Origin of the sequence: Streptomyces sp. H51, from assembly GCF_035656535.1 — a bacterium.
In the GTDB taxonomy this organism is placed as follows: Bacteria; Actinomycetota; Actinomycetes; order Streptomycetales; family Streptomycetaceae; genus Streptomyces.
Window position 1 is genome coordinate 1 of record NZ_JAYMHD010000038.1, and the last position, 26028, is coordinate 26028.

At 72.6% G+C, this 26028-nt stretch carries 27 protein-coding genes and 1 pseudogene; 16 read left to right on the plus strand and 12 right to left on the minus strand.

Features of this window, described 5'->3' with window-relative positions:
- Nucleotides 1-223: 223 nt before the first annotated feature.
- The 3 genes and pseudogenes from VKA29_RS10560 to VKA29_RS10570 all read left to right on the plus strand — a co-directional run bounded on the left by VKA29_RS10560 (nucleotide 224) and on the right by VKA29_RS10570 (nucleotide 2096).
- Nucleotides 224-1201 (plus strand): annotated as a pseudogene (locus tag VKA29_RS10560) (AraC family transcriptional regulator).
- Nucleotides 1108-1791, plus strand: a complete 684-nt coding sequence (locus VKA29_RS10565; RefSeq protein WP_324785332.1) for an AzlC family ABC transporter permease — start codon at nucleotides 1108-1110, stop codon at nucleotides 1789-1791. Before VKA29_RS10560 ends, VKA29_RS10565 begins: the two are co-directional and overlap by 94 nt.
- Entirely contained in the window at nucleotides 1788-2096 is a 309-nt protein-coding gene (locus tag VKA29_RS10570) for an AzlD domain-containing protein (RefSeq protein ID WP_324785079.1), read from the plus strand. The genes VKA29_RS10565 and VKA29_RS10570 overlap by 4 nt, the downstream gene beginning before the upstream one ends.
- Nucleotides 2097-2098: 2 nt before the next feature.
- Here VKA29_RS10570 and VKA29_RS10575 read toward each other — a convergent pair whose 3' ends face one another.
- Nucleotides 2099-3028: a hypothetical protein gene (locus VKA29_RS10575; protein WP_324785081.1), complete on the minus strand. Its 930-nt coding sequence runs from the start codon at nucleotides 3026-3028 to the stop codon at nucleotides 2099-2101.
- 78 nt (nucleotides 3029-3106) lie between these two features.
- Between VKA29_RS10575 and VKA29_RS10580 the strand changes: the two genes are divergently transcribed.
- The 4 genes from VKA29_RS10580 to recX all read left to right on the plus strand — a co-directional run bounded on the left by VKA29_RS10580 (nucleotide 3107) and on the right by recX (nucleotide 6747).
- The gene (locus VKA29_RS10580; protein ID WP_324785082.1) at nucleotides 3107-3301 is read left to right on the plus strand and encodes a DUF3046 domain-containing protein; all 195 of its coding nucleotides are present in this window, start codon (nucleotides 3107-3109) and stop codon (nucleotides 3299-3301) included.
- 60 nt (nucleotides 3302-3361) lie between these two features.
- Nucleotides 3362-4687: an AI-2E family transporter gene (locus VKA29_RS10585; protein WP_324785083.1), complete on the plus strand. Its 1326-nt coding sequence runs from the start codon at nucleotides 3362-3364 to the stop codon at nucleotides 4685-4687.
- 257 nt (nucleotides 4688-4944) lie between these two features.
- Nucleotides 4945-6066 carry a recombinase RecA gene (gene recA / locus VKA29_RS10590; protein WP_324785084.1) on the plus strand — a complete coding sequence of 374 codons (1122 nt, stop codon included), beginning with the start codon at nucleotides 4945-4947 and terminating at the stop codon, nucleotides 6064-6066.
- Nucleotides 6067-6069: 3 nt separating this feature from the next.
- A complete protein-coding gene (gene recX / locus VKA29_RS10595) occupies nucleotides 6070-6747 on the plus strand; it encodes a recombination regulator RecX (protein WP_324785085.1) in 678 nt (225 codons plus the stop codon).
- Nucleotides 6748-6900: 153 nt separating this feature from the next.
- Here the strand turns inward: recX and VKA29_RS10600 are convergent, their stop codons facing one another.
- The 8 genes from VKA29_RS10600 to VKA29_RS10630 form a co-directional block, all read right to left on the minus strand.
- Nucleotides 6901-7338, minus strand: a complete 438-nt coding sequence (locus tag VKA29_RS10600; RefSeq protein ID WP_420718468.1) for a rhodanese-like domain-containing protein — start codon at nucleotides 7336-7338, stop codon at nucleotides 6901-6903.
- A complete protein-coding gene (locus VKA29_RS10605) occupies nucleotides 7335-7910 on the minus strand; it encodes a cysteine dioxygenase (RefSeq protein ID WP_324785086.1) in 576 nt (191 codons plus the stop codon). Before VKA29_RS10605 ends, VKA29_RS10600 begins: the two co-directional genes overlap by 4 nt.
- 99 nt (nucleotides 7911-8009) lie before the next feature.
- On the minus strand, nucleotides 8010-8096 hold the full coding sequence (locus VKA29_RS36950) for a putative leader peptide (protein ID WP_324608114.1): 87 nt from the start codon (nucleotides 8094-8096) through the stop codon (nucleotides 8010-8012).
- 96 nt (nucleotides 8097-8192) lie between these two features.
- Nucleotides 8193-9797: an FAD-dependent monooxygenase gene (locus tag VKA29_RS10610; protein WP_324785087.1), complete on the minus strand. Its 1605-nt coding sequence runs from the start codon at nucleotides 9795-9797 to the stop codon at nucleotides 8193-8195.
- A gap of 189 nt (nucleotides 9798-9986) precedes the next feature.
- Nucleotides 9987-10898 (minus strand): amino acid ABC transporter permease, encoded by a 912-nt coding sequence (locus tag VKA29_RS10615; RefSeq protein ID WP_324785088.1) that lies wholly within the window; start codon nucleotides 10896-10898, stop codon nucleotides 9987-9989.
- Nucleotides 10895-11563 (minus strand): amino acid ABC transporter permease, encoded by a 669-nt coding sequence (locus VKA29_RS10620; protein WP_324785089.1) that lies wholly within the window; start codon nucleotides 11561-11563, stop codon nucleotides 10895-10897. Before VKA29_RS10620 ends, VKA29_RS10615 begins: the two co-directional genes overlap by 4 nt.
- Before the next feature lie 109 nt (nucleotides 11564-11672).
- A complete protein-coding gene (locus tag VKA29_RS10625) occupies nucleotides 11673-12512 on the minus strand; it encodes a glutamate ABC transporter substrate-binding protein (protein ID WP_324785090.1) in 840 nt (279 codons plus the stop codon).
- A 196-nt stretch (nucleotides 12513-12708) separates the two neighbouring features.
- On the minus strand, nucleotides 12709-13485 hold the full coding sequence (locus tag VKA29_RS10630; RefSeq protein WP_324785091.1) for an amino acid ABC transporter ATP-binding protein: 777 nt from the start codon (nucleotides 13483-13485) through the stop codon (nucleotides 12709-12711).
- A gap of 285 nt (nucleotides 13486-13770) precedes the next feature.
- Here VKA29_RS10630 and VKA29_RS10635 point away from each other — a divergent pair, with 285 nt between their 5' ends.
- Nucleotides 13771-14457 carry a response regulator transcription factor gene (locus tag VKA29_RS10635; RefSeq protein WP_324785093.1) on the plus strand — a complete coding sequence of 229 codons (687 nt, stop codon included), beginning with the start codon at nucleotides 13771-13773 and terminating at the stop codon, nucleotides 14455-14457.
- A 9-nt stretch (nucleotides 14458-14466) separates the two neighbouring features.
- Complete coding sequence (locus VKA29_RS10640) at nucleotides 14467-15870, plus strand: HAMP domain-containing sensor histidine kinase (RefSeq protein ID WP_324785094.1); 1404 nt, start codon at nucleotides 14467-14469, stop codon at nucleotides 15868-15870.
- Here the strand turns inward: VKA29_RS10640 and VKA29_RS10645 are convergent.
- Nucleotides 15860-16858, minus strand: coding sequence for a TAXI family TRAP transporter solute-binding subunit (locus tag VKA29_RS10645; RefSeq protein WP_324785095.1), 999 nt, complete (start codon nucleotides 16856-16858; stop codon nucleotides 15860-15862). The two genes, VKA29_RS10640 and VKA29_RS10645, sit on opposite strands and share 11 nt — an antisense overlap.
- A 131-nt stretch (nucleotides 16859-16989) precedes the next feature.
- On the opposite strand from VKA29_RS10645, the gene VKA29_RS10650 reads away from it, so the two are divergent.
- The 3 genes from VKA29_RS10650 to VKA29_RS10660 all read left to right on the plus strand — a co-directional run bounded on the left by VKA29_RS10650 (nucleotide 16990) and on the right by VKA29_RS10660 (nucleotide 20085).
- Nucleotides 16990-17394, plus strand: a complete 405-nt coding sequence (locus VKA29_RS10650) for a MazG nucleotide pyrophosphohydrolase domain-containing protein (RefSeq protein WP_324785096.1) — start codon at nucleotides 16990-16992, stop codon at nucleotides 17392-17394.
- An 88-nt stretch (nucleotides 17395-17482) separates the two neighbouring features.
- Nucleotides 17483-19000, plus strand: coding sequence for a tRNA (N6-isopentenyl adenosine(37)-C2)-methylthiotransferase MiaB (gene miaB / locus VKA29_RS10655; protein WP_324785097.1), 1518 nt, complete (start codon nucleotides 17483-17485; stop codon nucleotides 18998-19000).
- Nucleotides 19001-19362: 362 nt separating this feature from the next.
- On the plus strand, nucleotides 19363-20085 hold the full coding sequence (locus VKA29_RS10660; protein WP_324785098.1) for a class III extradiol dioxygenase subunit B-like domain-containing protein: 723 nt from the start codon (nucleotides 19363-19365) through the stop codon (nucleotides 20083-20085).
- Nucleotides 20086-20201: 116 nt separating this feature from the next.
- On the opposite strand, the gene VKA29_RS10665 is transcribed toward VKA29_RS10660, so the two are convergent.
- Together VKA29_RS10665 and VKA29_RS10670 are read right to left on the minus strand one after the other, a co-directional pair.
- The gene (locus VKA29_RS10665) at nucleotides 20202-20471 is read right to left on the minus strand and encodes an antitoxin (protein WP_324785099.1); all 270 of its coding nucleotides are present in this window, start codon (nucleotides 20469-20471) and stop codon (nucleotides 20202-20204) included.
- Between the two features lie 31 nt (nucleotides 20472-20502).
- Nucleotides 20503-20850: a hypothetical protein gene (locus VKA29_RS10670; protein ID WP_324785100.1), complete on the minus strand. Its 348-nt coding sequence runs from the start codon at nucleotides 20848-20850 to the stop codon at nucleotides 20503-20505.
- A 184-nt stretch (nucleotides 20851-21034) separates the two neighbouring features.
- Here VKA29_RS10670 and miaA point away from each other — a divergent pair, with 184 nt between their 5' ends.
- From miaA to VKA29_RS10690, 4 genes are all read left to right on the plus strand, one after another.
- Entirely contained in the window at nucleotides 21035-21973 is a 939-nt protein-coding gene (gene miaA, locus VKA29_RS10675; RefSeq protein WP_324785101.1) for a tRNA (adenosine(37)-N6)-dimethylallyltransferase MiaA, read from the plus strand.
- 108 nt (nucleotides 21974-22081) lie between these two features.
- Nucleotides 22082-22585, plus strand: coding sequence for a hypothetical protein (locus VKA29_RS10680; protein WP_324785335.1), 504 nt, complete (start codon nucleotides 22082-22084; stop codon nucleotides 22583-22585).
- Between the two features lie 175 nt (nucleotides 22586-22760).
- Nucleotides 22761-23630: a diaminopimelate epimerase gene (gene dapF, locus VKA29_RS10685; RefSeq protein ID WP_324785102.1), complete on the plus strand. Its 870-nt coding sequence runs from the start codon at nucleotides 22761-22763 to the stop codon at nucleotides 23628-23630.
- A gap of 211 nt (nucleotides 23631-23841) precedes the next feature.
- Complete coding sequence (locus VKA29_RS10690; RefSeq protein WP_324785103.1) at nucleotides 23842-25992, plus strand: RelA/SpoT family protein; 2151 nt, start codon at nucleotides 23842-23844, stop codon at nucleotides 25990-25992.
- Nucleotides 25993-26028 lie beyond the last annotated feature (36 nt).

Below are 26028 nucleotides of genomic sequence, written 5' to 3' on the forward strand. Positions count from 1 at the left end.
GTGGGGGGTGGGTCGGGGCCGGGGCGGGGGTGTCCGTCCTCGGAACGGCGCGGAATCGGGGGTTCGGGAGGTGCCGGCGTTGACGCGCCAACCGCTGCGGGCGAACACCCCCGCCCCGTCCCCTTCCCGCCGCGCGCGGGTGCGGGTCCCGCGACAGCTCGGACACCGGTTCACCGCCGTGCGCGGCCGACGGCCCGTTCCGGGCGGATGGGACAATGGGGGCATGGTCGGATCGGGTGAGCGGGCGCGGCACTGGCAGTACGCCGAGTTGCCCGGGGTCGACCTGCTCAGGGCCCGGTACATACGTAAGAGCTTCGTGCGGCACACGCATGAGCACTTCGTCATCGCCGCCATAGCCGACGGGGTCGAGGTCTTCCACCATCGCGGGGCCGATCAGTACGCGGGGGCGGGCGCGCTGGCGCTGGTCAATCCCGACACCGCGCACACCGGCCGGGCCGGCGGGCCGGAGGGGTGGCGGTACGGCGCCCTGTATCCGTCGCCCGAGGTGGTGGCGGAGATCGCCGCCGAGTCCACCGGAATACGGGGGACGCCGGGGTTCGTCAGGCCGGTGCTGGACGATCCGTACAGCGTGGGGCTGGTGCATCAGGTGCTGCGCGCCGCCGACGAGGGGAACGCGCTGGCTGCCGACACGCTGCTCAGGGTCGCCGTGACCCGGCTGCTGCGGCTGAACGGCGGGGTGCTGCCGCAGCGGGCGGTGCGGACCGCGGGGGCGCGGGCCGCGGCACGGGCGCGGGCCCTGCTGGAGGAGCGGATGGCCCGGCCGCCGACTCTGGAGGGGCTGGCCGCCGACCTGGGGACCAGTCCGTTCGCGCTGCTGCGGGCCTTCCGCGACGTGTACGGGATGCCTCCGCACGCCTGGCTCACGGACGCGCGGGTGCGCAGGGCGCGGCGGCTGCTGGAGACCGGGACGTCGCCGGCCGAGGCCGCTGTCGCCGTGGGCTTCACCGACCAGCCTCATCTGAACCGGCACTTCAGCCGGATCGTCGGGGTGCCGCCGGGGGCGTACCAACGGGAGCGCAAGAACGTACAAGACGTGCGGCGGAAGCCTGATCTACCGTCCGGGGCGTGACGGAAGCTGTTGTTGACATACGTTCCCCGGAAAAGCCGGACGCCGCTGTCGTACGGGACGCCCTCGGTGTCGGCGTCGCCGTGGGGCTGTCCGGGTTCGCCTTCGGGGTGACCTCGGCCGGCAGCGGGCTCTCGCTGCTGCAGACCTGCGCGCTGAGCCTGCTGGTGTTCACCGGGGCGTCCCAGTTCGCGCTGGTGGGAGCGCTGGCGGCCGGGGGCGGTCCGCTCACGGCGGCCGCGGGCGCGTTCTTCCTGGGGGTGCGCAACGCCTTCTACGGGCTGCGCCTGTCGCAGTTGCTGGCCCTCCCGCGCGCGGTGCGGCCGTTCGCCGCGCAGTGGGTCATCGACGAGACCACCGCCGTCGCGCTGGCGCAGCCGGCGCGCAGGAGCGCGCGGATCGGGTTCACCGTCACCGGGCTCAGTCTGTACGTGCTGTGGAACCTCACCACGCTGGCGGGGGCGCTGGGCGCCCGGGCCATCGGGGACACCGACGCCTGGGGACTCGACGCGGCGGGGCCCGCGGTCTTCCTGGCGCTGCTCGCGCCGATGCTGAGGACCGCCACCGAGCGGGCCGTCGCGGGTCTCGCCGTGCTGCTGGGGCTCGGTCTGCTGCCCGTACTGCCCGCCGGTGTGCCCGTCCTGGCGGCCGCGCTCGCGGCGCCCGTCGTCCTGTGGCTGCGCGGGCGGAGGGAGCAGCGGTGAACACCTGGATCGCGATCGGCGCGACCGCGCTCGGCTGCTACGCCGTCAAGCTCGCCGGGCTGCTCGTGCCCGCCGGGGCTCTCGAACGCCCGCTCGTCAGGCGGCTGGCCGCGCTGCTGCCGGTGGCTCTGCTGGCCGCGCTCACGGCCCAGCAGACCTTCGCCGACGGGCGTGTGCTGGTGCTCGACGCACGCGTGGCGGGGATCGCCGCGGCCGCTGTGGCGCTCGTCCTGCGCGCGCCGTTCCTGCTGGTCGTCGCGGTGGCCGTGGCGGTGACCGCGGGGGTGCGGGCCATGGGCGGGTGAGGTCAGCCGATGGGGCGGCCGTATGCCCTGAGGGTGCGCAGGGCCTCGATCGTCACCATGGGGCGTGCCTCCAGGGCGGTGCCCGGCGCCCACTGGGGCCAGTCGATCGGCCAGCCGCCGTCCTCCTGCTGGCTTTGCGCGAGGTGGTCCAGGGAGCGCGTCATCTCGGCGTCCGTGAACCAACCGCGCGCGAGGGAGCCCGGCGTTCTCGCGAAGTGGTGCGGGAAGTGGTGCTCGCCGGGGGCGTAGCCCGGCGCCACCGGGAACGCCTCCAGGCCGTCCGGGTCCAGCGCCGCGAGCCGCTGCGCGCGCACCAGACGGCCGAGGCGGTGGGCGGCCGCCTCCGCGCGCGGGCGGTCGGGGGCGAAGTCCAGGAAGGCGACGGCGGCCTCGATCTCGTAGGGGTGAGAGTGCTCCAGGGACTCGACCGCGTGCCAGCAGAACTCCGTGGCCCGGAACAGCCAGGCGTGCCACACCTCGCTGCGGTGCAGCAGACCCACCACCGGTCCGGTGGCCAGGAGGTCGCCGGGCGGGTCGTCGACGACCGGGATGAACGGTGCGGTGGGATGGCCGCGCTGGTTGGGGGTGATCGCCGGCAGCGCGCCGTCCGCCGTCGAGACGGAGGTCAGATAGCCGCACACGCGCTCCGCGCGCCGGCCGTCGCAGCGTCCGATGGAGTCCAGCACGCGCAGTGCGTGAGCGGTGTGCAGCGGCTGGCTGACCGGGCCGCGCAGGTCGGGCTCCAGCGCGTGGCCGTAGCCGCCGTCCTCGTTGCGGTAGGCGTCCAGCGCCCGCTCCACCGGGTCGGCGCCGCCGTTGCGGAAGTGGTGGGCGAAGAGGTGCTGCTCCAGCACGCGCGCGGTGAGCCGGACGAAGTGTTCGGCGCGGAGGAGCGGCGAGCCGGGGGGTGGTGGAGCTCCGGTTGCGGACATGCGTCAGACCGTAGGGGAAAGCGGCCGCGGCGGGTGGCACCGGCTCGGGCCCACCCCCGCAGGCGGGATACTGGAGGCATGCGGTTGACGGTCTTCTGGCAGCGTATGGCGGAGCACTTCGGTCCCGAGTACGCCGACACCTTCGCGCGCGACCATGTCATGGCGCAGCTCGGCGGACGCACGGTGCACCAGGCGCTGGACGAGGGCTGGGAGGCCAAGGAAGTGTGGCGCGTGGTCTGCGCGGTCATGGACGTTCCGGGGGAGAAGCGCTGAGCCGTCACGAAGATCGCAGGACCGGAGCCGGTTGTCCGTCGCGTGGGCGAGACTTGCACCGTGGCCTCCACTGACGACACCCGCCAGCCCTCCCCGCCCGGCACGCCGCCGCCCGTCCCGCCCCCGGCCGACGACGCCGCGCAGGGCGGGCGCATGCCGCGCTGGCTGCCGCGTGCGGTGGTGCTCGTCCTCGCCCTCTACGCCGCGTTCCAGCTGGGCACGTGGGCCTTCCACCAGCTCACCGGCCTGCTGGTCAACATCCTCATCGCGTTCTTCCTGGCCCTCGCCATCGAACCCGCGGTGAGCTGGATGGCCTCGCGCGGGATGCGCCGGGGGCTGGCCACCGGGCTGGTCTACCTCGCCGTGATGGTCGTGACGGCGGGCTTCGTGACGCTGCTCGGGTCCATGCTCGCGGGCCAGATCATAAAGATCGTCGAGCACTTCCCGGACTACCTCGACTCCGTCATCGGCTGGATCAACACCCACTTCCACGCCGAGCTCAGGCGCGTGGACGTCCAGGAGGGGCTGCTGCGCTCCGACTGGCTGCGCAACTACGTGCAGCACAGCGCCACCGGCGTCCTGGACGTGTCCGCGCAGGTCCTCGGGGGCCTGTTCCAGTTGCTGACGATAACGCTGTTCTCGTTCTACTTCGCCGCGGACGGCCCGCGGCTGCGCCGCACGGTCTGCTCCCTGCTGCCGCCCGCGCGGCAGGCCGAGGTGCTGCGCGCGTGGGAGATCGCCGTCAACAAGACCGGCGGCTACCTGTACTCGCGTGGCCTGATGGCCTTCATCTCCGGCGTCGCGCACTTCATCCTGCTGCAGGTCCTGAACGTGCCCTACGCGCCCGTGCTCGCGGTCTGGGTGGGTCTGGTCTCGCAGTTCATCCCCACCATCGGCACGTATCTCGCGGGCGCCCTGCCCATGCTGATCGCCTTCACGGTCGATCCCTGGTACGCGCTGTGGGTGCTGATATTCGTGGTGGTCTACCAGCAGTTCGAGAACTACGTGCTGCAGCCCAAGCTGACCTCCAAGACCGTCGACATCCACCCCGCCGTCGCCTTCGGCTCGGTCATCGCCGGCACCGCCCTGCTCGGCGCCGTCGGCGCGCTGATCGCGATTCCGGCGGTCGCCACCCTGCAGGCGTTCCTGGGGGCCTACGTGAGGCGGTACGCGGTCACGGACGATCCCCGTGTCCACGGGCACCGGGGCGGCGGACCGGGGCGGGGCCTGCTCCGGCGCGCCCGGCGGATGTGGACCTGGGGGCCGGGGGCGGAGCGGTCCGGCGTGGGCGACTCCGACTCCGATGCCGGTCCGGGTTCCGGCTCGGGCTCCGGTCCTGGTGCCGGCTCCGGTTCCGGTTCCGGTTCCGGGAGCAGTCCTTCCTGAGACGGCAGGGGGCCGTGCGCTGTCGGAAAGGCCGGACGGCGCGGGCCTCGGCCGGTGCCCGGTGCGCTTGACACGAAAATCGAACATCTATTCTTATGGAGGCTCCGGCGGGGGCTCGGACGGTCTTTTCGTCCCGGTTCGGGTGGGGATGTGCCCGGGTTGTCCACAGGCCGGACCGGCGTCGGGGCGCATTGTCAGTGGCAGGCGTTAGCGTCTTTGACGTGAAGCGATCGAATCAAGCAAATCGGGTGGAACCCATGGCAGGAACCGACCGCGAGAAGGCCCTGGATGCCGCGCTCGCACAGATTGAACGGCAATTCGGCAAGGGCGCGGTCATGCGCATGGGCGAGCGGTCCAGGGAGCCCATCGAGGTCATCCCGACCGGGTCGACCGCGCTCGATGTGGCCCTCGGCGTCGGCGGCCTGCCGCGTGGCCGTGTCGTGGAGATCTACGGACCGGAGTCCTCCGGCAAGACCACGCTGACCCTGCACGCGGTGGCGAACGCCCAGAAGGCCGGCGGCCAGGTCGCCTTCGTGGACGCGGAGCACGCCCTCGACCCCGAGTACGCGCGCAAGCTCGGCGTCGACATCGACAACCTGATCCTCTCCCAGCCGGACAACGGCGAGCAGGCCCTGGAGATCGTGGACATGCTGGTCCGCTCCGGTGCCCTCGACCTCATCGTCATCGACTCCGTCGCGGCACTCGTCCCGCGTGCCGAGATCGAGGGCGAGATGGGTGACAGCCACGTCGGTCTGCAGGCCCGCCTGATGAGCCAGGCCCTGCGGAAGATCACCAGCGCGCTCAACCAGTCCAAGACCACCGCCATCTTCATCAACCAGCTCCGCGAGAAGATCGGTGTGATGTTCGGCTCCCCGGAGACCACGACCGGTGGCCGGGCGCTGAAGTTCTACGCCTCGGTGCGCATCGACATCCGCCGCATCGAGACCCTGAAGGACGGCACGGAGGCGGTCGGCAACCGCACCCGCTGCAAGGTCGTCAAGAACAAGGTCGCGCCGCCCTTCAAGCAGGCCGAGTTCGACATCCTCTACGGCCAGGGCATCAGCCGCGAGGGCGGTCTGATCGACATGGGCGTGGAGCACGGCTTCGTGCGCAAGGCCGGCGCCTGGTACACGTACGAGGGCGACCAGCTCGGCCAGGGCAAGGAGAACGCGCGCAACTTCCTGAAGGACAACCCCGACCTGGCCAACGAGATCGAGAAGAAGATCAAGGAGAAGCTGGGCGTCGGCGTGCGTCCTGAGGAGCCGGCCACCGAGCCGGGCGCCGCCGTCCCCGCCGCCACGGACGACGCCGCCAAGACGGCGCCCGCCACCGCGGCGGCCAAGGGCGCCAAGACCAAGGCTCCGGCGGCCAAGAGCTGACCCGTGACACGGCGAACCGACTGGGCCGAGTACGCCTACCCGGACACTCCACGGGGTGGGAGCCGGGCAGGCGACACCTGGTCCGCCGGGACGGGCGGCGAGATGCGCGGGCACGTCCCGGCGCACGATGAAGACGGGGGTTCGCCCTCCTCGTCGAGGGCCGAGAAGGGGGAGCCCCCAGGGGACCCGGTCGAGCGGGCACGGGCCATCTGCCTGCGCCTGCTGACCGGGACCCCGCGCACGCGGAAACAGCTGGCGGATGCCCTGCGCAAGCGGGAGATCCCCGATGACGCCGCCGAGGAGGTGCTGTCGCGGTTCGAGGAGGTCGGCCTGATCGACGACGGCGCGTTCGCGGACGCCTGGGTGGAGTCCCGACACCACGGCCGGGGACTGGCCCGACGGGCACTCGCCCGGGAGCTGCGGACCAAGGGCGTCGACTCCGCCCTGATCGACGAGGCCGTCGCACAGCTCGACTCCGAGCGGGAGGAGACGACCGCGCGCGAGCTCGTCGCCCGCAGACTGCGCTCCACCCGCGGTCTCGACCGCGACAAGCGGCTGCGGCGCCTCGCGGGCATGCTCGCCCGCAAGGGCTACTCCGAGGGCATGGCCCTGCGCGTGGTCCGGCAGGCGCTGGAGGAAGAGGGCGAGGACACGGAGTTCCTGGAGGACGACGGAGTCTGAGGCGGGAGGCACGCCAGGCCGTGCCCGCCACGCGGTGCGGGCAGCCGAGCGGCCGGGCGGCGGCCGGACGGGGCGGCCGCCCCTCGAAGCCCCGGCCGACGTCGAGACGGCCCCCGCTGTACCGCCCCATGGACTTCCACCGACCCCGCGGGTCTACGGCGTCACCGGCAGCCCCGCCGCCCTCCACGCCTGGAACCCGCCCACCAGGTCGGTGGCCCGGTGCAGTCCCAGCCGGTGCAGCGACGCCGCCGCGAGACTCGACGCGTAGCCCTCGTCGCAGACGACGACGATCCGCAGGTCGTGACCGGTGGCCTCGGGTAGGCGGTGGCTGCCCCGCGGGTCCAGGCGCCACTCCAGCTCGTTGCGCTCGACGACGAGGGCGCCGGGGATCAGGCCGTCGCGCTCACGCAGGGCCGCGTACCGGATGTCCACCAGCAGCGCCTCGCCGGCCCGGGCGGCGTCGTACGCCTCCCGGGCCCCGATCCGCTGGTAATCGGCGCGCACCCGCTCCAGCAACTCGTCGATGCCGAGGGGCCGGTCTTCCGCCTCCCGCAGGTGCCTGTCCGCCGCGGCGTCACGGGTCGCGCTCACTGCCAGGCCTCCGGGTGTTCGACCTGCTCCAGGCGCAGCACCTGGCCGGTGCGACTGTAGCGGCGGATCTGCGGCAGGGGCGGGTGGTAGGCATGGACGGAGACGGCGTGCCGGTCGGCGGAGGTGTTCAGCACTTCGTGGACGTGGTGGCGGCCGAAGGAGCGGCCCTGGCCGGCCGGCAGCCGCCGGGCCCGGTCCACGCCGTCGGTGAGTTCCAGGGTCCTCCAGCCGTCGGTGGGCAGCCGGGCGGCGAGCGAGTTCTCCCTCAGCTCACCGGCCGCGATCACGAAGGCGCCGACGGAATCGGCGTGGTCGTGCCAGCCGGTGCCCGTGCCGGGAGGCCAGCCGATCAGCCAGGCCTCGCTGCCGCCGGGGCCGTCGAGGCGCACCCAGGTGCGGCCCTCCGGGTCGAGCGGGAGCGAGGCGATGAGTTCGGCGTCGGCGGCCGTACGCCGCGCGAAGTCCAGCAGCTCGGCCTGGGTCGGCGCGGACCCGGGTGCGTCGGCGGATCCGGAATCCGACGTGCAGGCCGAAGTGGACGCGGAAGCGGGCGCGGACGCGGGCGCATGCATGGGTGCGGAAGGGGAGACAGACAACTCTTACCGTCCTGATGAGGGTTCGCGGGAGCGCGCGACAGCCTGGAAGGGCGCGCGGAAAAGAGGGGAGCGAATTCAGCAGGACGGGCGACACACGCAGCCCGCATAGCGGACGAGGTCCATGTGGACCCTCCGCCACAGGCGCACGCGGGTGTCGGTCATGGTCCGGAGTGAACCACGACGGCGCGGACCGGTCAACTCACCGTAAACGGTGTGGACGCACGGTGACGGGGGCCCGGTGACGGTGAGCGGCAGGCGTCAGTGGGCGCCCGCCTCGGCCTCGGCCTGAGCGATCGCCGGACCGCCCAGTGTGGCCTCCGCCGCGGCGTACAGGTCGGCCGGCCGGACCCCGCCCAGCGCGGTGACGAGGTGACCGTCGGGCCGTACCAGCAGGACGGTGTGGGCCGCCGCACCCGGGTAGCTCTCGGCGACGAGCAGTTCGGCGGCGTGCGGCAGGGCGCTGACGGCGGCCGCCAGCCGGGGCATGACCCCGGCGGTCACCCAGTGCTTGCGGTCCCACACGCCCGTGCCCGGCGCGACGAGCACCACCAGCAGCGCGCCCCGGCCGAGCCGGTCCCGCAACCGTACGAAGGAGCCGTCCTCCGCGGTGACCCGGACGTCGGCGACCGGCGCGCCCGGGGCGGTGTCCACGGGCACCTCCCCTTCGAGGTGCCGGGGGGCGAGCGGCGAGCCGGCGTACGTCCCCGGCGCGCCGAGAGCGCCACGCCCCAGATGGCCTTCCGTCAACAGCGCGTCGTTGCCGCGGGCCGAGCCGGGGACGTAGGCCCGCAGCCCTCCGCCGCCGCGCAGCAGCGGCAGCGCCTGGTCGGCGGCGCGCAGCCGGGCGGCGACGACCGCGCGCCGCTCCGCCTGATAGCTGTCGAGCAGGGCCTCGTGCGGCCCGTGGTGCCAGGCCGACGCCAGCTTCCAGGCCAGGTTGTCGGCGTCCCGCAGGCCCTCGTCCAGCCCCTGTGTGCCGAGCGCGCCGAGCAGGTGCGCGGCGTCCCCGGCGAGGAAGACCCTTCCGGCGCGCCAGCGGCGGGCCAGCCGGTGGTGCACGGTGTGGACGCCGGTGTCCAGCAGGTCGTAGGGCGGTGTCGTGCCGTCGCCCCAGCCCGCCAGCGTCTCCCTGATGCGGGTGACCAGCAGTTCGGGCGTGACGAGGTCCTTGCCCGGTGGCAGCAGCCAGTCCAGGCGCCACACGTCGTCCGGGAGGGGGCGGGCGGTGATCTCCCCGGCGCTGGGGCCGGACGTCCGCCACGGCGGCAGCCGGTGCAGCACCGACTCCTCCGGCCAGGGCAGTTCCGTGCGCAGCGCCGCGACGGCGTGCCGTTCCACCGCCGTACGGCCCGGGAAGCGGATGTCCTGCAGCTTGCGCACGGTCGAGCGCGGGCCGTCGCAGCCCACCAGGAAGCTGCCGCGCCACCAGGTGCCCTTCGGACCGCGGGTGTGGGCGGTGACGCCGGAGCGTTCCTGCTCCATGGCGTCCAGGCGGCTGTCCACGGCGACCTCGGCCAGCGGCTCGCCCGCGAGGGCGGTGCGCAGGGCGCCGGTCAGGACGTGCTGGGCGATGTGCAGGGGCGCGGGGCCGGTGTCGTCGTCGAACGCGATCTCGCGCATCACCTGCTTGCGCCGCAACGACCGCCATCCGGCCCAGTGCAGGCCCGCCTCGGCGAGTGGCACTCCGGTCAGCCGTTCCACGAGACCGGCGGTGTCCTCGCGCAGGACGACGGTGCGCGCGAGGCGCGGTTCGTCCTCGCCGGGGCCCTCGTCGAGCACGACCGACGGCACTTCCTGGCGGGCCAGGGCCAGGGCGAGCGTGAGCCCGACGGGCCCCGCCCCGACGATGATCACCGGATCCACGGCGTGGCGCCCCCTGCCCGCGGAGCCGTCCGGGAGGACGTGTGTGAACAGGAAGTTTGAGCAGGGTGCACGATCACAGAACGTATGCAACCCATTGCCGGTGCTTGCGTCAAGTGACGGAGGCAGTGGCGATCATGCCACTGCCTCCGCACAGGTGACGCGAGGTGCCGGAGCGTCGCAACGTACCCGTCAGACGGTGCTCCTGCCGGCCCCGGCCGCCGGGGCGCCGCCCACCTCTCCGGCGTTGATGTCGTCCACGTCCTCGGCCCCGAGGACCGCGCCCGTGCTGCGCTTGCTGCGCCGCAGCCGGCCCTCGAGCCAGCTCGCGAAGCTGGTCAGCAGGAAGTTGACGACGATGTAGATGATGGCGACGCCGATGAAGCTGGGGATGACGTTGGCGTAGTTGGCGGCGAAGGTGCTGCGGGCGTTGAGCAGTTCGGTGTAGCCGATCATCACGCCGCCCAGCGCGGTGTCCTTCACGATGACCACGAGCTGGCTGACGATGGCCGGCAGCATCGCCGTGACGGCCTGCGGGAGCAGGATGGTGGTCATCGTCTGGCCCTTGCGCAGGCCGATCGCGTACGCGGCCTCCGTCTGGCCCCGGGGCAGGGCGAGGATGCCGGCCCGGACGATCTCGGCGAGGACCGAGGCGTTGTACAGGACCAGGCCGGTGACGACCGCGTACAGGGGCCGCTCCGCGCTGCCCACGTTGCCGTAGCGGGCGTAGACCTCGTTGGCGAACAGCATCAGCAGCAGGACCGGGATCGAGCGGAAGAACTCGACCACGACGCCGGCCGGCACCCGGACCCACCGGTGGTCGGACAGGCGGGCGATGCCGAAGAACGCGCCCACCGGAAGCGCGATGACCATGGCCAGGGCGGCGGCCTTGAGGGTGTTGCCCAGACCGGGCAGGAGATACGTCGTCCACGCCTCCGACGAGGTGAACGGCTCCCACAGGGACCACTTCAGCTGGCCCTTGTCGTCCATCGCCCGCCAGATCCACCACCCGAGCAGGGCGAGCAGGACGACGAAGACGATCGAGAAGACGACATTGCGCTGCCTGGCCCGGGGGCCGGGGGTGTCGTAGAGGACGGAGGTCATCGCTTCACCGCCAGTCGCTTGCCGAGCCAGCCCAGGACGAGGCCGGTGGGCAGGGTCAGTACCACGAAACCGAAGGCGAAGACCGCGCCGATGGCCAGCGTCTGGGCCTCGTTCTCGATCATCCCCTTCATCAGGTAGGCCGCCTCGGCCACGCCGATCGCGGCCGCCACCGTGGTGTTCTTGGTCAGTGCGATCAGCACGTTGGCCAGCGGGCCGATGACCGAGCGGAACGCCTGCGGCAGCACGACGAGCCGCAGGGTCTGGCTGAAGCTCAGCCCGATCGCGCGGGCCGCCTCGGCCTGCCCGAGCGGCACCGTGTTGATGCCGGAGCGCAGCGCTTCGCAGACGAAGGCGGCGTGGTAGGCGACGAGGCCCAGCACCGCGAGGCGGAAGCCCTGGGCCTTGAAGTCGTCGGGGGCGCCCAGCGTCATGCCGAAGATGTCGGCGAGGCCGAGCGAGGTGAAGACGATGATGACCGTCAGCGGGATGTTCCGCACGACGTTGACGTAGACGGTGCCGAAACCGCGCATCAGCGGGACCGGACCGACCCGCATGGCGGCCAGCAGGGTGCCCCAGACCAGGGAGCCGAGGCCGGACAGGGCGGTGAGTTTCACCGTCATCCAGAACGCCCCGAGGACGTCGTAACCTTCAAGAAAGTCGAACACGATCTCCCGCGCTTCCGGGTGTGTGGTGAACGAGGAGGGCCTGGCGCGCCGCCGCCGTGATCGCGGCGGGCGGCGGCGCTTGAGGAACCCTGTGGAGCCGGGCCGCCGCTTACTTGACGATCTGGCCGATCTTCGGGGCCGGCTCGTTCTTGTAGCCGGCCGGGCCGAAGTTCGCGTCGACGGCCTTCTGCCAGGAACCGTCGCTGACCATCTTCTCCAGGGCGGCGTTGATCTTGTCGACGGTCGCGGTGTCGCTCTTCTTCACGCCGATGCCGTAGTTCTCGTTGCTGAGCTTGAGGCCGGCGAGCTTGAACTGGCCCTTGTACTTGTCCTGCGCGGCGAAGCCCGCGAGGATCGAGTCGTCGGTGGTCACGGCGTCGACGGCGCCGCTCTGCAGGGCCGCGATGCACTCCGAGTAGCCGCTGTACTCCTTGAGCTGGGCCTTCGGGGCGATCGTGTCGTGCACGTTCTGCGCCGAGGTGGAGCCGGTCACGGAGCACAGCTTCTTGCCGTTGAGGTCCGTGCCCTTGCTGATCGTCGAGTCCTTCTTGATCAGCAGGTCCTGGTGGGCCAGCAGGTAGGGGCCGGCGAAGTCGACCTTCTGCTTGCGCTCGTCGTTGATCGAGTAGGTCGCCGCGATGAACTTCACGTCGCCGCGCTGCAGCGCGTTCTCACGGTCGGCGCTCTTGGTCTCGACCCACTCGATCTGGCCGGGCGTGTAGCCGAGCTGCTTGGCCACGTACGTCGCCACGTCCACGTCGAAGCCGGAGAAGGAGCCGTCCGGCTCCTTGAGGCCCAGACCGGGCTGGTCGTACTTGATGCCGATCTTGATCTTCTTGCCGCCGCCGGACGAGCCGCTGTCCTTGTCGTTGTCCGAGCCGCAGGCGGTCGCGGCGACGGCGAGGGCGAGCACGGCGGCGGAGGCGGCGGTGACCTTGCGGAGCTTCATGGTGCACATCCTTTGGTGGTGGAGAGACGGGAGGCCGTCCGGTGGTGGAGGGCCGGGGCCGTCGGTGGCGTGGGGCGGGGCCGTCCGGTGGTGGAGAGCCGGGGCCGTCGGGGGAGCGGGGCGGGGCCGTCCCGGGGTGGAGGGACGGGGGCCGTCGGTGGTGCGTGCCCCGTGGTGATGGGGGGCGGGGGGAAGCTCAGTGGTGCAGGATCTTCGACAGGAAGTCCTTGGCCCGGTCGCTGCGCGGATTGCTGAAGAACTGGTCCGGCGTGGCCTCTTCGACGATCCGGCCGTCCGCCATGAAGACCACGCGGTTCGCGGCCGATCGCGCGAACCCCATCTCGTGCGTGACGACGATCATGGTCATGCCGTCGCGGGCGAGCTGCTGCATGACCTCCAGCACCTCGTTGATCATCTCCGGGTCGAGGGCCGAGGTCGGCTCGTCGAAGAGCATGACCTTCGGGTCCATCGCCAGCGCCCGTGCGATGGCCACGCGCTGCTGCTGGCCGCCGGAGAGCTGCGCGGGGTACTTGTCGGCCTGCGTGCCCACGCCCACCCGGTCGAGCAGGGCCCGGGACTTCTCCTCGGCCTGCTTCTTGTCCGCCTTGCGGACCTTGATCTGGCCCAGCATCACGTTCTCGAGCACCGTCTTGTGCGCGAAGAGGTTGAAGGACTGGAAGACCATGCCGACGTCCGCCCGCAGCCGGGCCAGTCCCTTGCCCTCCTGGGGCAGCGGCGCGCCGTCGATGGTGATCTCGCCCGAGTCGACGGTCTCCAGTCGGTTGATGGTGCGGCACAGTGTGGACTTGCCGGACCCGGAGGGCCCGATGACGACCACGACCTCACCGCGGGTGATCGTCAGATCGATGTCCTGGAGCACGTGCAACGCGCCGAAGTGCTTGTTGACGCTTCTCAGGACGACCAGATCGCCGGTTGGGGCCAAGTCTCGCTTGTCCAACGCTACTTCGGTCATCGCTATCGGGCTCCGTCCTCCTCGGTTTCGGAGGACAGTAGTGACCCGCCACGACCAGCGTCATTACATCTGAGGGGAATCTGAGCATCACGACTCGATAGCAATCGGACACGCGTCGTAGCAGTCGTTCAGGGGTGCGTATCGTCCGCGTAACTAAAGCGGCGGGCAACCGGAACCCACTTGACGGCGTAGTCGTCCATCAGCGATGACTGCACTGGTGCACACGGGCGTGCACACGGATGTACCGATCCTGATCGTACGGCCGATGAACCGAAGAGGGACCGGATGAGACTGCTCCTCGTCGAGGACGACAACCACGTCGCCGCCGCGCTGTCGGCGGTGCTGGCGCGCCACGGCTTCCAGGTGACCCACGCGCGCAGCGGCGAGGAGGCGCTCCAGGCCCTCGTCCCGGAGGGCACCTGCTTCGGGGTCGTGCTGCTCGACCTGGGCCTGCCCGACCAGGACGGCTACGAGGTCTGCGGCAAGATCCGCAAGCGCACCAGCACACCGGTGATCATGGTCACCGCCCGCTCCGACGTGCGCTCCCGCATCCACGGCCTCAACCTGGGAGCCGACGACTACGTGGTGAAGCCGTACGACACCGGGGAGCTGCTCGCCCGGATCCACGCCGTCAGCCGGCGCACCGCCGCGGAGGACACCGGCCCGGGCGGCGAGGGCGCGCTGCGGCTCGGCTCCGTCCTCATCGAACTGCCCACCCGCCAGGTCACCGTGGACGGCACGGTCGTCCAGCTCACCCGCAAGGAGTTCGACCTGCTCGCCCTGCTCGCCCAGCGCCCGGGGATCGTCTTCCGCCGCGAGCAGATCATCAGCGAGGTCTGGCGCACCAGCTGGGAGGGGACCGGCCGCACCCTGGAGGTGCACGTCGCCTCGCTGCGCGCCAAGCTGCGCATGCCGGCACTGATCGAGACCGTACGCGGCGTCGGCTACCGGCTCGTCGCGCCGGCCGCTTAGCGGGCACGGGTGCGCACACGTCTCCTTCCGCTGCTCATCGTCCTGTTGGCGGCCGTGCTGCTCGCGCTCGGCATCCCGCTCGCCGTGAGCGTCGCCGCGGCACAGCAGCAGAACGTCGTCGTCGACCGGATCGACGACACGGCCCGCTTCGCCGCCCTCGCCCAGTTCGTCACCGACGCCTGCGGATCGAGCCGCACATCCAGCGACGAGCGCCTGAAGACGCTGATCAGCGAGCTCGCCAGCTACCACGACGTCTACGACATCAAGGCCGGCGTCTTCTGCCGGACCGGCACCCCCATGGCCAACGCCCCGGCGACCTGGCTCGTGCCCGAGACCGGCGAGGTGCGCGAGGCGTTCGCCGAGGCGCTGCTCAGCCGCCGCAGCCACGACCCGAAGCAGGTCTGGCCCTGGCAGCACGGAACCCTCGTGGTCGCCTCCCCGGTCATCCGGGACGGCGACGTCGTCGCGGTCGTCGTCACCGACTCGCCCACCGGGCAGATGCGTGCCCGGATCCTGCACGGCTGGCTGGTCGTCGGCGTGGGCGAGATCGGCGCGATGCTGCTGGCGGTCGGCGCCGCGCTGCGGCTGACCGGCTGGGTGCTCAAACCCGTGGGCGTCCTGGACGCCACCACCCACGACATCGCCACCGGACGGCTGAAGTCCCGTGTCGCGGCCGCCGGCGGGCCCCCGGAACTCAGGCGGCTGGCCCAGTCGTTCAACGAGATGGCGGACCACGTCGAGGACGTGCTCGAACAGCAGCGCGCCTTCGTCGCCGACGCCTCCCACCAACTGCGCAACCCGCTGTCCGCGCTGCTGCTGCGCATCGAGCTGCTCGCCCTCGAACTGCCCGAGGACAACGAGGAGATCGCCTCCGTCCGGACCGAGGGCAAGCGCCTCGCCCAGGTCCTCGACGACCTGCTCGACCTGGCCCTGGCCGAGCACACCGAGGCCGACCTCCAGGTCACCGACGTCGGCGCGCTGACCGCCGAGCGTGTCGCCGCCTGGACGCCCACGGCCGAGGCCAAGGGCGTGCGGCTGGTGGGCGACTGCCCGCCCACCACCGCCTGGGCCGATCCGGTCACCCTCTCCAGCGCGCTGGACGCGGTGATCGACAACGCGGTCAAGTTCACCCCCGAGGACGGGACCGTCGCGGTCACGGTCGCCGTCGACGGCGACACCTCGACCGTCGTGGTCGCCGACCACGGCCCGGGGCTGACCGACGAGGAACTGACCCGGGTCGGCGACCGCTTCTGGCGCAGCGGCCGGCACCAGAACATCAAGGGCTCCGGCCTAGGCCTGTCGATCTCCCGCGCCCTGCTGGCCGCGGGCGGCGGCTCGGTCTCGTACGCCCACAACGAGCCGCACGGGCTGCGGGTGACGGTGTCGGTGCCGAGGAGCGGACCTACGGTTTGACCGACCGGTAGTAGCGCCGGGCGCCCTCGTGCAGGGGCAGCGGATCGGTGTAGATCGCCGTGCGCAGGTCGACGAGCTGGGCGGAGTGGACGTCCCGGCCGATGCGGTCCCGGCTCTTGATCACGGTGCGGGTCACCCACTCGGTGAGCCGGGGATCCATGTCGTTGCGGGTCACCAGCAGGTTCGAGACGGCCAGCGTCGGCACGGCGACACCGTTCTGGATGCTCGGGTAGGCCGACTCGGGCATGTTGGTGGCGCGGTAGTAGCGGGTCGCGCCGCCCTGCCGGTGCAGCTTGGCGACGAGGCTCGCCCGGATCGGCACGAAGCGGAACGCGAAGGTCTCGGCGAGGTCCTTCAGACCGTCCGTCGGCAGCCCGCCCGACCAGAAGAAGGCGTCGATGCGGTGCTTCTTCAGCCCGCTCGGTCCGGTGTCGATGCCGTCGGACAGCGGGGTGATGTCCTCGGCCGCGTCGATCCCGGCCGCCGCGAGCACCCGGGTGGCGATCAGCCGCACCCCCGAGCGGGGCGGCCCTATCGCCACCCGCTTGCCGCGCAGGTCCCCGACGGAATCGATGCCCGAGTCGCGCGCCACCACCAGCTGCACGTAGTCGTCGTACAGGCGGGCGACGCCGCGCAGCCCGCCGGCCCCGGCCTTGTGGCCGAGCTCGTAGGTGTCCACCGCGTCGGCCGCGGCGATGGTGAAGTCGGCCCTCCCGGTCGCCACCCGTTTGACGTTCTCCTGCGATCCGGGGCTGGTCTGCAGGTCCACCCGCAGGCCCGGCATGTCCTTGTCGAACTCGTCGCGCAGCATCTCGCCGTACTTGTGGTAGACGCCCAGCTGCGTGCCCGTGCTGAAGGTGATCGTGCCGCTCGGGGGATCCTCGCCCAGCGGCAGCAGCCACCACAGCAGCAGCCCGAGGGCGACGATGCCGGCGGCCGCGCCCCGCAGGACCCGGCGCCTGCCGATCCGGGCGGACGTGTTGGACATGCGCGCGATCCTGCCAGCAGGCATGCCGTCCCGGCCAGGGCCGGGGGCGCAACCGGGGCGCGAAAAGGGCCACGACCGGGGCCACGACCGGGGCCCGGGGGACTGTCGGTGCCGGTCGGTAGAGTCGCCGCATGAGCTCATCACCGGCCGACCTCGTCCGCGCGTTCCACCTGGCCGTCGGGCTCGACGCCCGCACCACCCCCACCGAGGTCGAGCCGGAACTGGCCGCCCACCGCGGCGAACTGCTGGCCGAGGAGGCCGTGGAGGTCGCCGAGGTCGCGGTCACCGGCCCCCTCGACAAGCTCGCGCACGAACTGGCCGACGTCGTCTACGTCGCGTACGGCACGGCCCTGGTCCACGGCATAGACCTCGACGCCGTGATCGCCGAGATCCACCGCTCCAACATGACCAAGCTCGGGCCCGACGGCCGCGTCGCCCGCCGCCCCGACGGCAAGGTGCTCAAGGGCGAGCACTACGAGGCGCCGGACGTGGCGGGCGTGCTGCGGCGCCAGGGATGGGAGCCGCGCCGGGCGTGACCGCGCCCCCGTTGTCCGCGGTGCGCCGTCCGCCGCCTCGGGGCGAAAGGCGGCCCGGGCCGCTCCGGGGACCCCCTACCCTTGTGGCATGAGCAGCATCGACCGGAGCCAGGCAGTGGGCGCGAAGACCTACGAAGTGCGCACCTACGGGTGCCAGATGAACGTCCACGACTCCGAACGATTGTCCGGGCTGCTGGAGGAGGCGGGCTACGTCCGCGCTCCGGAGGGTTCCGACGGCGACGCGGACGTCGTCGTGTTCAACACCTGCGCCGTGCGGGAGAACGCCGACAACCGCCTCTACGGCAACCTCGGCCGTCTCGCGCCCAGGAAGGCGAGCCGTCCCGGCATGCAGATCGCGGTCGGCGGCTGCCTCGCGCAGAAGGACCGCGACACCATCGTGAAGAAGGCGCCCTGGGTGGACGTCGTCTTCGGCACGCACAACATCGGCAAGCTGCCCGTGCTGCTCGAGCGCGCCCGCGTCCAGGAGGAGGCGCAGGTCGAGATCGCCGAGTCCCTGGAGGCGTTCCCGTCGACGCTGCCGACGCGCCGCGAGAGCGCGTACGCGGCCTGGGTGTCGATCTCCGTCGGCTGCAACAACACCTGCACCTTCTGCATCGTCCCGGCGCTGCGCGGCAAGGAGAAGGACCGCCGCCCCGGCGACATCCTGGCCGAGGTCGAGGCACTGGTCGCCGAGGGCGTCTCCGAGATCACGCTGCTCGGCCAGAACGTCAACGCCTACGGCTCCGACATCGGCGACCGTGAGGCCTTCAGCAAGCTGCTGCGCGCCTGCGGGGCGATCGAGGGCCTGGAGCGGGTCCGCTTCACCTCCCCGCACCCGCGCGACTTCACCGACGACGTCATCGCCGCCATGGCCGAGACGCCGAACGTGATGCCGCAGCTGCACATGCCCCTGCAGTCCGGCTCGGACGCGGTCCTGAAGGCGATGCGGCGCTCCTACCGCCAGGAGCGCTACCTGGGGATCATCGAGAAGGTCCGCGCGGCCATCCCGCACGCGGCGATCACCACCGACATCATCGTGGGCTTCCCCGGCGAGACCGAGGAGGACTTCGAGCAGACCCTGCACGTCGTCCGCGAGGCGCGCTTCGCGCAGGCGTTCACCTTCCAGTACTCCAAGCGGCCCGGCACCCCGGCCGCGACCATGGAGAACCAGATCCCCAAGGAGGTCGTCCAGGCGCGCTACGAGCGTCTCGTCGCCCTCCAGGAGGACATCTCCTGGGCGGAGAACAAGAAGCAGGTCGGCCGCACGCTGGAGCTGATGGTCGCGGAGGGCGAGGGCCGCAAGGACGGCGCCACCCACCGCCTCTCCGGCCGTGCCCCCGACAACCGGCTGGTGCACTTCACCAAGCCGGAGCAGGAGGTCCGCCCCGGCGACGTGGTCACCGTCGAGATCACCTACGCCGCCCCGCACCACCTCCTCGCCGAGGGCGCCGTCCTCGGCGTGCGCCGCACGCGGGCGGGCGACGCCTGGGAGAAGCGCAACGCCGCCGAGGCCGCCAAGCCGGCCGGTGTGATGCTCGGCCTGCCGAAGATCGGTGTGCCCGAGCCGCTGCCGGTCGCCACGGGCAGCGGCTGCGGCAGCGACTGAGCGGCGGGGCCGGGCAGCAGGCCCGCGGGCGGGGCGACTGACCGGGCGGTCGGGCGGTCCGGCGGTCCGGCGGTCGGGCGGTCCGGTGGCCGGGTGGTCCGGCGGTCGGGTGGTCCGGCGGTCGGGTGGTCGGGCGGTCCGGTGGTCGGGCGGTCCGGTGGCCGGGCGGTCGGCGGTCGGGTGGTCGGGCGGTCCGGTGGCCGGGTGGCCCGTCTGCGTTCCGTCCGCTCTCCCCGTCCGTCCCGTGCCCGTCCTGCTGGGCGGCCCGTGCGCGTCCCGCCGCCCCGCACCGCCCCACCCCGCCGGGCCGGGCCGGGTGGTGCCGGGGACCGGGCGGGCGTCGACCGCGTAATCTGCCGATCATGCTTGTCGCCGCTGCCGTCTGCCCCTGCCCGCCGCTCCTCGTGCCCGAGGTCGCCGCGGGCGCAGCCCCGGAACTGGACGCCGCGCGTGCCGCGTGCACGGACGCCCTCGGTGTCCTCGCCGCCGCCCGGCCCGACCGGCTCGTGGTCGTGGGGCCCGCCGCGGAGAGCGAGCACGGGGCGTATCCGGAGGGCGCCCGTGGCTCGTTCCGCGGCTTCGGGGTCGATCTCGACGTGCGGCTGGGCGGGCCCGGGGACGCAGGCGGCGACCCTGGGCCCCGCCGGCTCCCGTCCTCGCTCGCCGTCGCCGCCTGGCTGCTGGAGCGGACCGGGTGGTCGGACGCCCCGATCGAGGGACTCGGCGTGCGGGAGACCCTCACGACCGAGCGGTGTCTCGCGGCTGGGAAGGAGATCGCGGCCCGTGCCGGGCGGGTGGCGCTGCTGGCGATGGGCGACGGCAGCGCGTGCCGCACCCTCAAGGCGCCGGGCTATCTGGACGAGCGCGCGGCGCCCTTCGACGCGCAGGTCGCGCGGGCGCTGGCGGCGGCGGACGCGGCGGCCCTCGAAGCGCTGGACGCCGGGGCGGCGCGGGAGTTGATGGTGTCGGGGCGGGCGCCCTGGCAGGTCCTCGCGGGCGCCGCGGAGGGCGCGGGGCTCTCGGGCGCGTTGCTGTTCGAGGACGCGCCGTACGGGGTGGGGTACCTGGTCGCGGCCTGGTCGTAGGGCGGACCGCGGGGCCGCGGCCGCGGTCCGGACACGGCGGACGGCCGGGAGCGCTCGGGCCCCGCGGCCGTCCGTCGTCGTGCCGTGCCTACCGGGTTGTGCCGTGCCTACAGGGTTCAGGAGACCGGCGGCGGGGAGGAGGGCGGCGGTGTCCCCGTGCCGCCCGTCTTCGTGCCGCCCTTGTGCGCGAGCCGGTCCACGGCGCCCTTGGCCTTGTCGGTCCCCGTGTGGATCCGGTCGCTGTACTTGCGCTTGGTCTTCTCGTCGACGACCCGCGCCGCCTTGTCGATACCGTGCGAGATCTTGCCCCCGTGCTGCTGGGCGAGGTCCGAGACCTTGTCCTTGGCCGGGGCGAGACGGGACTTCAGATTGTTCAGGAGACCCATGGTCCACCTTCCGTGGCGCTCTTGCGGGCGGTTACCTGCGGGCGCCCTCGCCGGCCTCGCTGCCGGCCGCCGGCGCGACGGACTGCTGCTTGGGGATCCCGACGCCCGCGCCCCCCGCGCCGTCGCCGGACTCCGTCGCGGTCTCGGACTCAGTCGCGGCCTCGGTCTCGGTGTCGGCCTCGGCCTCGGCCTCGGCCTCGGCCTCGGCCCGAGCCCGCGGTCCGGCCCCGGCGCCGCCCCCGGCCTCGGTCTGTCCCTTCGCCTCTGCCGCCTCTGCCGCCTCTGCCGGCTCCGCCGTCGGCGCGCCGGCCGGTGCCTCGGTGGCCGACGCCTGCTCCGTGATGGTCGACCTCCGGAAGAGTCGTGCGAAAACGCCCATATCAGCTCCATACGTTACTCGTGCGGGCGACATCCCGCGTCGTCCGGTGCGTCCGTTCGCGGCGCCCGGGCCGCCCGCCCGGGAAGTCCGGCGGCGGGGAATCCCCCAACGGGCAACGACCCCGCGCCCGTACCGTCACGCAACTCGTTCGAGGAGTGGCCCGCGTGTTTGCGAGACTGGTGCGGTGAGCACCGCACCCTCCGCCCCCCGAGTCATCGCCGTCGTCGGACCGACCGCGGCAGGCAAGTCGGATCTGGGCGTCTTTCTCGCCCGGCAACTCGGCGGCGAGGTCGTCAACGCCGACTCCATGCAGCTCTACCGGGGCATGGACATCGGCACCGCCAAACTGACGCCCGACGAACGCGGCGGCGTCCCGCACCATCTCCTGGACGTCTGGGCCGTGACGGTCACCGCGTCCGTGGCGGAGTACCAGAGGCTGGCCCGCGCGAGGATCGACGGGCTGCTCGCCGAGGGCCGCTGGCCGATCCTGGTGGGCGGCTCCGGGCTGTACGTCCGCGGGGCCGTGGACAACCTCGAGTTCCCCGGCACCGACCCCGAGGTCAGGGCCCGGCTGGAGGAGGAGCTCACCCTGCGCGGCTCGGGCGCGCTGCACGCCCGCCTGGCCGCCGCCGACCCCGAGGCGGCGCAGGCGATCCTGCCCAGCAACGGCCGTCGCATCGTGCGCGCCCTGGAAGTGATCGAGATCACCGGACGGCCCTTCACCGCCAACCTCCCCGGTCACGACTCGGTCTACGACACCGTCCAGATCGGCGTCGATGTGACGCGCCCCGAACTCGACGAGCGCATCGCGAGCCGGGTCGACCGGATGTGGGAAGCGGGGCTCGTGGACGAGGTGCGCGCGCTGGAGGCGCAGGGCCTGCGCGAGGGGCGCACGGCCTCCCGCGCCCTCGGCTACCAGCAGGTGCTCGCGGCGCTCGCGGGTGAGTGCACGCTGGAGGAGGCGCGGGCCGAAACCGTACGTGCCACCAAACGCTTCGCGCGCCGTCAGGATTCGTGGTTCAGGCGCGATCCGCGGGTGCACTGGTTGAGTGGGGCCGCGGCGGACCTCAAGGAACTTCCGGACCTCGCACTGGCGTTGGTCGAACGACCGGTTACAGCCTGATCACGTCATGGCATCGGGACGCCCCGGCCGTCATCCCGGCCTCCGGTGCCGTGCCATCATCGAGCTTCGATCGACCAAGTGGAGTCCAAGTTGGGAGGGCGCGTGGCGATGGAGGCCGGCCCTCGCGACACCGCACAGGACACCGAGCCCCTCACCGCGGACAGCGGTGAAGCGGAGCGCGACGCGGAGGGGCTCGACCCCGACGCGCTCGACGAGATGCAGGACGGCGTGACCGACGACGGTCCCGAGCCCGAAGAGATGTTCACGGGCGGACCCGAGGTCGAGGTCGAGCTGCGGCCGCAGCGGCGGCTGCGCATCTGGCAGCTCGCGCCCATCGTCGCGCTGGCCGCCGTCGGCTCCCTGATGTTCGCCTTCCCGCTCGCCTTCGACTTCGGCGACAGCGGGGCCGTCATCGCCATGCTGGGACTGCTGATCTGCTCCTGCGCGGCCGGCTGGGGCATGACGGCCGCCCGGCGGGTGGGACACACCTGGCCCGGCCTGCCGCAGCGCGGGTCCGGCCGCCGCCCGGACTGGCGGGTCGTGCTCGGCTACGTCGTGGTCGTCGCCGCGGTGGTCGTGCTCGCCGTGTGGCGCGTGGCAAGGCTGCGCTGACGCGCCCAACGCGCCCAACGCGCCCAACGGGGCCATGGGGCCACGAGGCCTCGGGATACCCCGCGACCGGTCTCGGCGTACCTGCCGGTGTCGCCCGCCACCGGCCCGTACCGGCCGCCACCTGCCCCGCAAGCCCGTCCGTCCTCCCGCCGGAGTGCTCCCGTACGATCGAGGAATGAGCACGCGGATCGCCTTCCTCAAGGGTCACGGCACGCAGAACGACTTCGTCGTCGTCCCGGACCCCGAGAACGCCGTCGCCCTGCCCCGGGCCACCGTGGCCGCCCTGTGCGACCGCCGTGCGGGCATCGGCGGCGACGGACTGCTGCACGTGGTACGGTCCGCGGCGCACCCCGAGGCGCGGCACATGGCGGCCGAGGCGGAGTGGTTCATGGACTACCGCAACGGTGACGGCTCGATCGCGGAGATGTGCGGCAACGGCGTGCGCGTGTTCGCGCGCTACCTCCAGCGCGCCGGACACGTCGGCGAGGGCGACCTCGCCGTCGCCACGCGCGGCGGCGTGAAGACCGTGCACATCGCCAAGGACGGTGGCATCACCGTCGGCATGGGCAAGGCACTGCTGCCCGAAGGGGCCGTCACGGTCGGCGTGGGCGAGCGCAGTTGGCCCGCGCGGAACGTGAACATGGGCAACCCGCACGCCGTCGCCTTCGTCGACGACCTCGCGCACGCCGGCGACCTGCTCACGCCGCCGCCGTTCAGCCCGGCCGCGGCCTATCCGGAAGGCGTGAACGTCGAGTTCGTCGTCGACCGCGGTCCCCGGCACGTCGCGCTGCGCGTGCACGAGCGCGGCGCGGGCGAGACCCGCTCCTGCGGCACCGGCGCGTGCGCCGTCGCCGTGGCCGCCGCCCGCCGTGACGGCGCCGACCCGGCGGTCACCGGCAGCCCCGTGACGTACACCGTCGACGTGCCCGGAGGCACCCTGGTGATCACCGAGCGGCCCGACGGCGAGATCGAGATGACCGGTCCCGCGGTGATCGTGGCCGAAGGCGAGATCGACGCGGAGTGGCTGGAAAACGCCGTTCGTTGAAACCGGTCACAGTTCTGCGGCATCGAAACCGTAAACCTCAAAACGGTCGCTCGAAGGGGTGATCCGTTTCACGCTCGACGAGAGCTGGTCAGGCGCACGTGGTGGGCTCGGTAGCATCAAGCACCGGCCCGGACGGGGGACCGATGCCGCCCCCTGAGCCGTGTCCGCCCTGGGGCACCCCGTCCGCCGGTCCACGCAGCCGGAGGTGCCCATGAGTGCGGAGGCCACGAACCCCGCGACCCCGAGTCCGGTGACAGGCCCGGGGGCGCGCTGGCGGGCGCGGATCGACCTGCGCCGCCTCGGCCGGGCCGCGCTGCTCGGCCCCGCCGCCCGCGACCGGCTGCCCGACGCCATCAGCCACCTCGTCGACGCCCACCGCGCCCACCACCCCGACGCCGACCTCGAACCCCTCCGCCGCGCCTATGTGTTGGCCGAGTCCTCGCACCGCGGCCAGATGCGCAAGAGCGGCGAGCCGTACATCACGCACCCCCTCGCGGTGACCCTCATCCTCGCCGAACTCGGCGCGGAGACAACGACGCTGACGGCCTCTCTGCTGCACGACACCGTCGAGGACACGGACGTGACGCTCGATCAGGTCGGCGAGCAGTTCGGCGAGGAGGTCCGCTACCTCGTCGACGGCGTGACCAAGCTGGAGAAGGTCGACTACGGCGCCGCCGCGGAACCCGAGACCTTCCGCAAGATGCTCGTCGCCACCGGCAACGACGTCCGCGTGATGTCGATCAAACTAGCCGACCGCCTGCACAACATGCGCACCCTCGGCGTGATGCGCCCCGAGAAACAGGCCCGCATCGCCAAGGTGACCCGCGACGTCCTCATCCCGCTCGCCGAACGGCTCGGCGTCCAGGCCCTCAAGACCGAGCTCGAGGACCTGGTCTTCGCGATCCTCCACCCCGAAGAGTACGAACACACCAGGGAGTTGATCGTCGACAACGCCTCGCGGCCGGACGATCCACTCGCCGAGATCGCCGACGAGGTGCGCGGCGTGCTGCGCGAGGCCGACATCCCGGCCGAAGTCCTCATCCGGCCACGGCACTTCGTCTCCGTGCACCGGGTCGCCCGCAAGCGCGGCGAACTGCGCGGCACCGACTTCGGCCGCCTGCTGGTGCTGGTGAACGAGGACGCGGACTGCTACGGCGTCCTCGGCGAACTGCACACCTGCATGACGCCCGTCGTCTCGGAGTTCAAGGACTTCATCGCCGTTCCCAAGTTCAACCTGTACCAGTCGCTGCACACCGCCGTCGCGCGAGCCGACGGCCAGGTCGCCGAAATCCTCATCCGCACCCACCTGATGCACAAGGTCGCCGAGGCCGGCGTCGTCGCGCTCGGCAACCCCTACGCTCCCCCCGCCGAGGAACAGCCCTCCACCGAGTCCTCCGCCTCCGCGGATTCCGCCACGGGCTACGGCGAGCGCGTCGACCCCACCCGCCCCGGCTGGCTCTCCCGCCTCCTGGACTGGCAGGAGGCCGCGCCCGACACCGACATCTTCTGGTCCACCCTCCGCGAGGACCTCGCCCAGGACCGCGAGATCACCGTCTTCCGCCCCGACGGCGGCACGCTCGGCCTGCCCGAGGGCGCGACCTGCGTGGACGCCGCGTACGCGCAGTACGGCGAGGACGCGCACGCGTGCATCGGCGCCCGCGTCAACGGCCGTCTCGCCACCCTGAGCACGGTCCTGCGGGACGGCGACACCGTGCAGCTCCTCATGGGCCAGGACCCGGCCTCCGAGCCCTCCCGGGAGTGGCTGGAGCACGCGCACACCCCCGCCGCGCGCATCGCCATCCAGCGGTGGCTGGCGACCCACCCGACCCACCCGGTGCGCCCCGAGGAGGCGGTGGGCCGGCCGCCGGCCGCCGCTCCCCGCCCCGCCGCCGAACAGCCGGCCGCCCGCCCGGCCCACCCCGACGTCATCGTCGACCACCCCGGCGCGACGGTACGCCTCGCCGGCTGCTGCACCCCCGTCCCCCCCGACGAGGTGACCGGCTTCTCCGTGCGCGGCGGCGTGGTCACCGTCCACCGCGTCGAGTGCGCCGCGGTGGCACGCATGAAGGACGGGGGGCGCCCGGAGGTCGGCGTCCGCTGGGGCGACACCGCGGAGTGCCGGGTCACGCTGCTCGCCGAATCGTTCGTCCGGCCCCACCTGCTGGCCGACCTGACCGAGGCCATGGCCCTGGAAGGCGCCGAGATCGTCTCCGCGACCGTGGAGCCCCCGGCCCAGCAGCGGGTCCGCCACACCTACACCGTGCAGCTCCCCGACGCGGCCCTGCTGCCGGGCCTGATGCGGGCCATGCGCGACGTGCCGGGCGTGTACGACGTGAACCGGACGCAGGCACCCGGCGCCTGAACGACCCGTTCGGGTGAACCGGTGCCGCGTCGCCGC

Excerpts from the sequence above, each read along its gene's own strand:
- VKA29_RS10575 (WP_324785081.1), bottom strand. The coding sequence starts at position 3,028 with ATGTCCGCAACCGGAGCTCCACCACCCCCCGGCTCGCCGCTCCTCCGC.
- VKA29_RS10580 (WP_324785082.1), top strand. The coding sequence starts at position 3,107 with ATGCGGTTGACGGTCTTCTGGCAGCGTATGGCGGAGCACTTCGGTCCC.
- recA (WP_324785084.1), top strand. The coding sequence starts at position 4,945 with ATGGCAGGAACCGACCGCGAGAAGGCCCTGGATGCCGCGCTCGCACAG.
- VKA29_RS10605 (WP_324785086.1), bottom strand. The coding sequence starts at position 7,910 with ATGCATGCGCCCGCGTCCGCGCCCGCTTCCGCGTCCACTTCGGCCTGC.
- VKA29_RS36950 (WP_324608114.1), bottom strand. The coding sequence starts at position 8,096 with ATGACCGACACCCGCGTGCGCCTGTGGCGGAGGGTCCACATGGACCTC.
- VKA29_RS10615 (WP_324785088.1), bottom strand. The coding sequence starts at position 10,898 with ATGACCTCCGTCCTCTACGACACCCCCGGCCCCCGGGCCAGGCAGCGC.
- VKA29_RS10625 (WP_324785090.1), bottom strand. The coding sequence starts at position 12,512 with ATGAAGCTCCGCAAGGTCACCGCCGCCTCCGCCGCCGTGCTCGCCCTC.
- VKA29_RS10630 (WP_324785091.1), bottom strand. The coding sequence starts at position 13,485 with ATGACCGAAGTAGCGTTGGACAAGCGAGACTTGGCCCCAACCGGCGAT.
- VKA29_RS10635 (WP_324785093.1), top strand. The coding sequence starts at position 13,771 with ATGAGACTGCTCCTCGTCGAGGACGACAACCACGTCGCCGCCGCGCTG.
- VKA29_RS10645 (WP_324785095.1), bottom strand. The coding sequence starts at position 16,858 with ATGTCCAACACGTCCGCCCGGATCGGCAGGCGCCGGGTCCTGCGGGGC.
- VKA29_RS10650 (WP_324785096.1), top strand. The coding sequence starts at position 16,990 with ATGAGCTCATCACCGGCCGACCTCGTCCGCGCGTTCCACCTGGCCGTC.
- miaB (WP_324785097.1), top strand. The coding sequence starts at position 17,483 with ATGAGCAGCATCGACCGGAGCCAGGCAGTGGGCGCGAAGACCTACGAA.
- VKA29_RS10660 (WP_324785098.1), top strand. The coding sequence starts at position 19,363 with ATGCTTGTCGCCGCTGCCGTCTGCCCCTGCCCGCCGCTCCTCGTGCCC.
- VKA29_RS10665 (WP_324785099.1), bottom strand. The coding sequence starts at position 20,471 with ATGGGTCTCCTGAACAATCTGAAGTCCCGTCTCGCCCCGGCCAAGGAC.
- VKA29_RS10670 (WP_324785100.1), bottom strand. The coding sequence starts at position 20,850 with ATGGGCGTTTTCGCACGACTCTTCCGGAGGTCGACCATCACGGAGCAG.
- VKA29_RS10680 (WP_324785335.1), top strand. The coding sequence starts at position 22,082 with ATGGAGGCCGGCCCTCGCGACACCGCACAGGACACCGAGCCCCTCACC.
- dapF (WP_324785102.1), top strand. The coding sequence starts at position 22,761 with ATGAGCACGCGGATCGCCTTCCTCAAGGGTCACGGCACGCAGAACGAC.
- VKA29_RS10690 (WP_324785103.1), top strand. The coding sequence starts at position 23,842 with ATGAGTGCGGAGGCCACGAACCCCGCGACCCCGAGTCCGGTGACAGGC.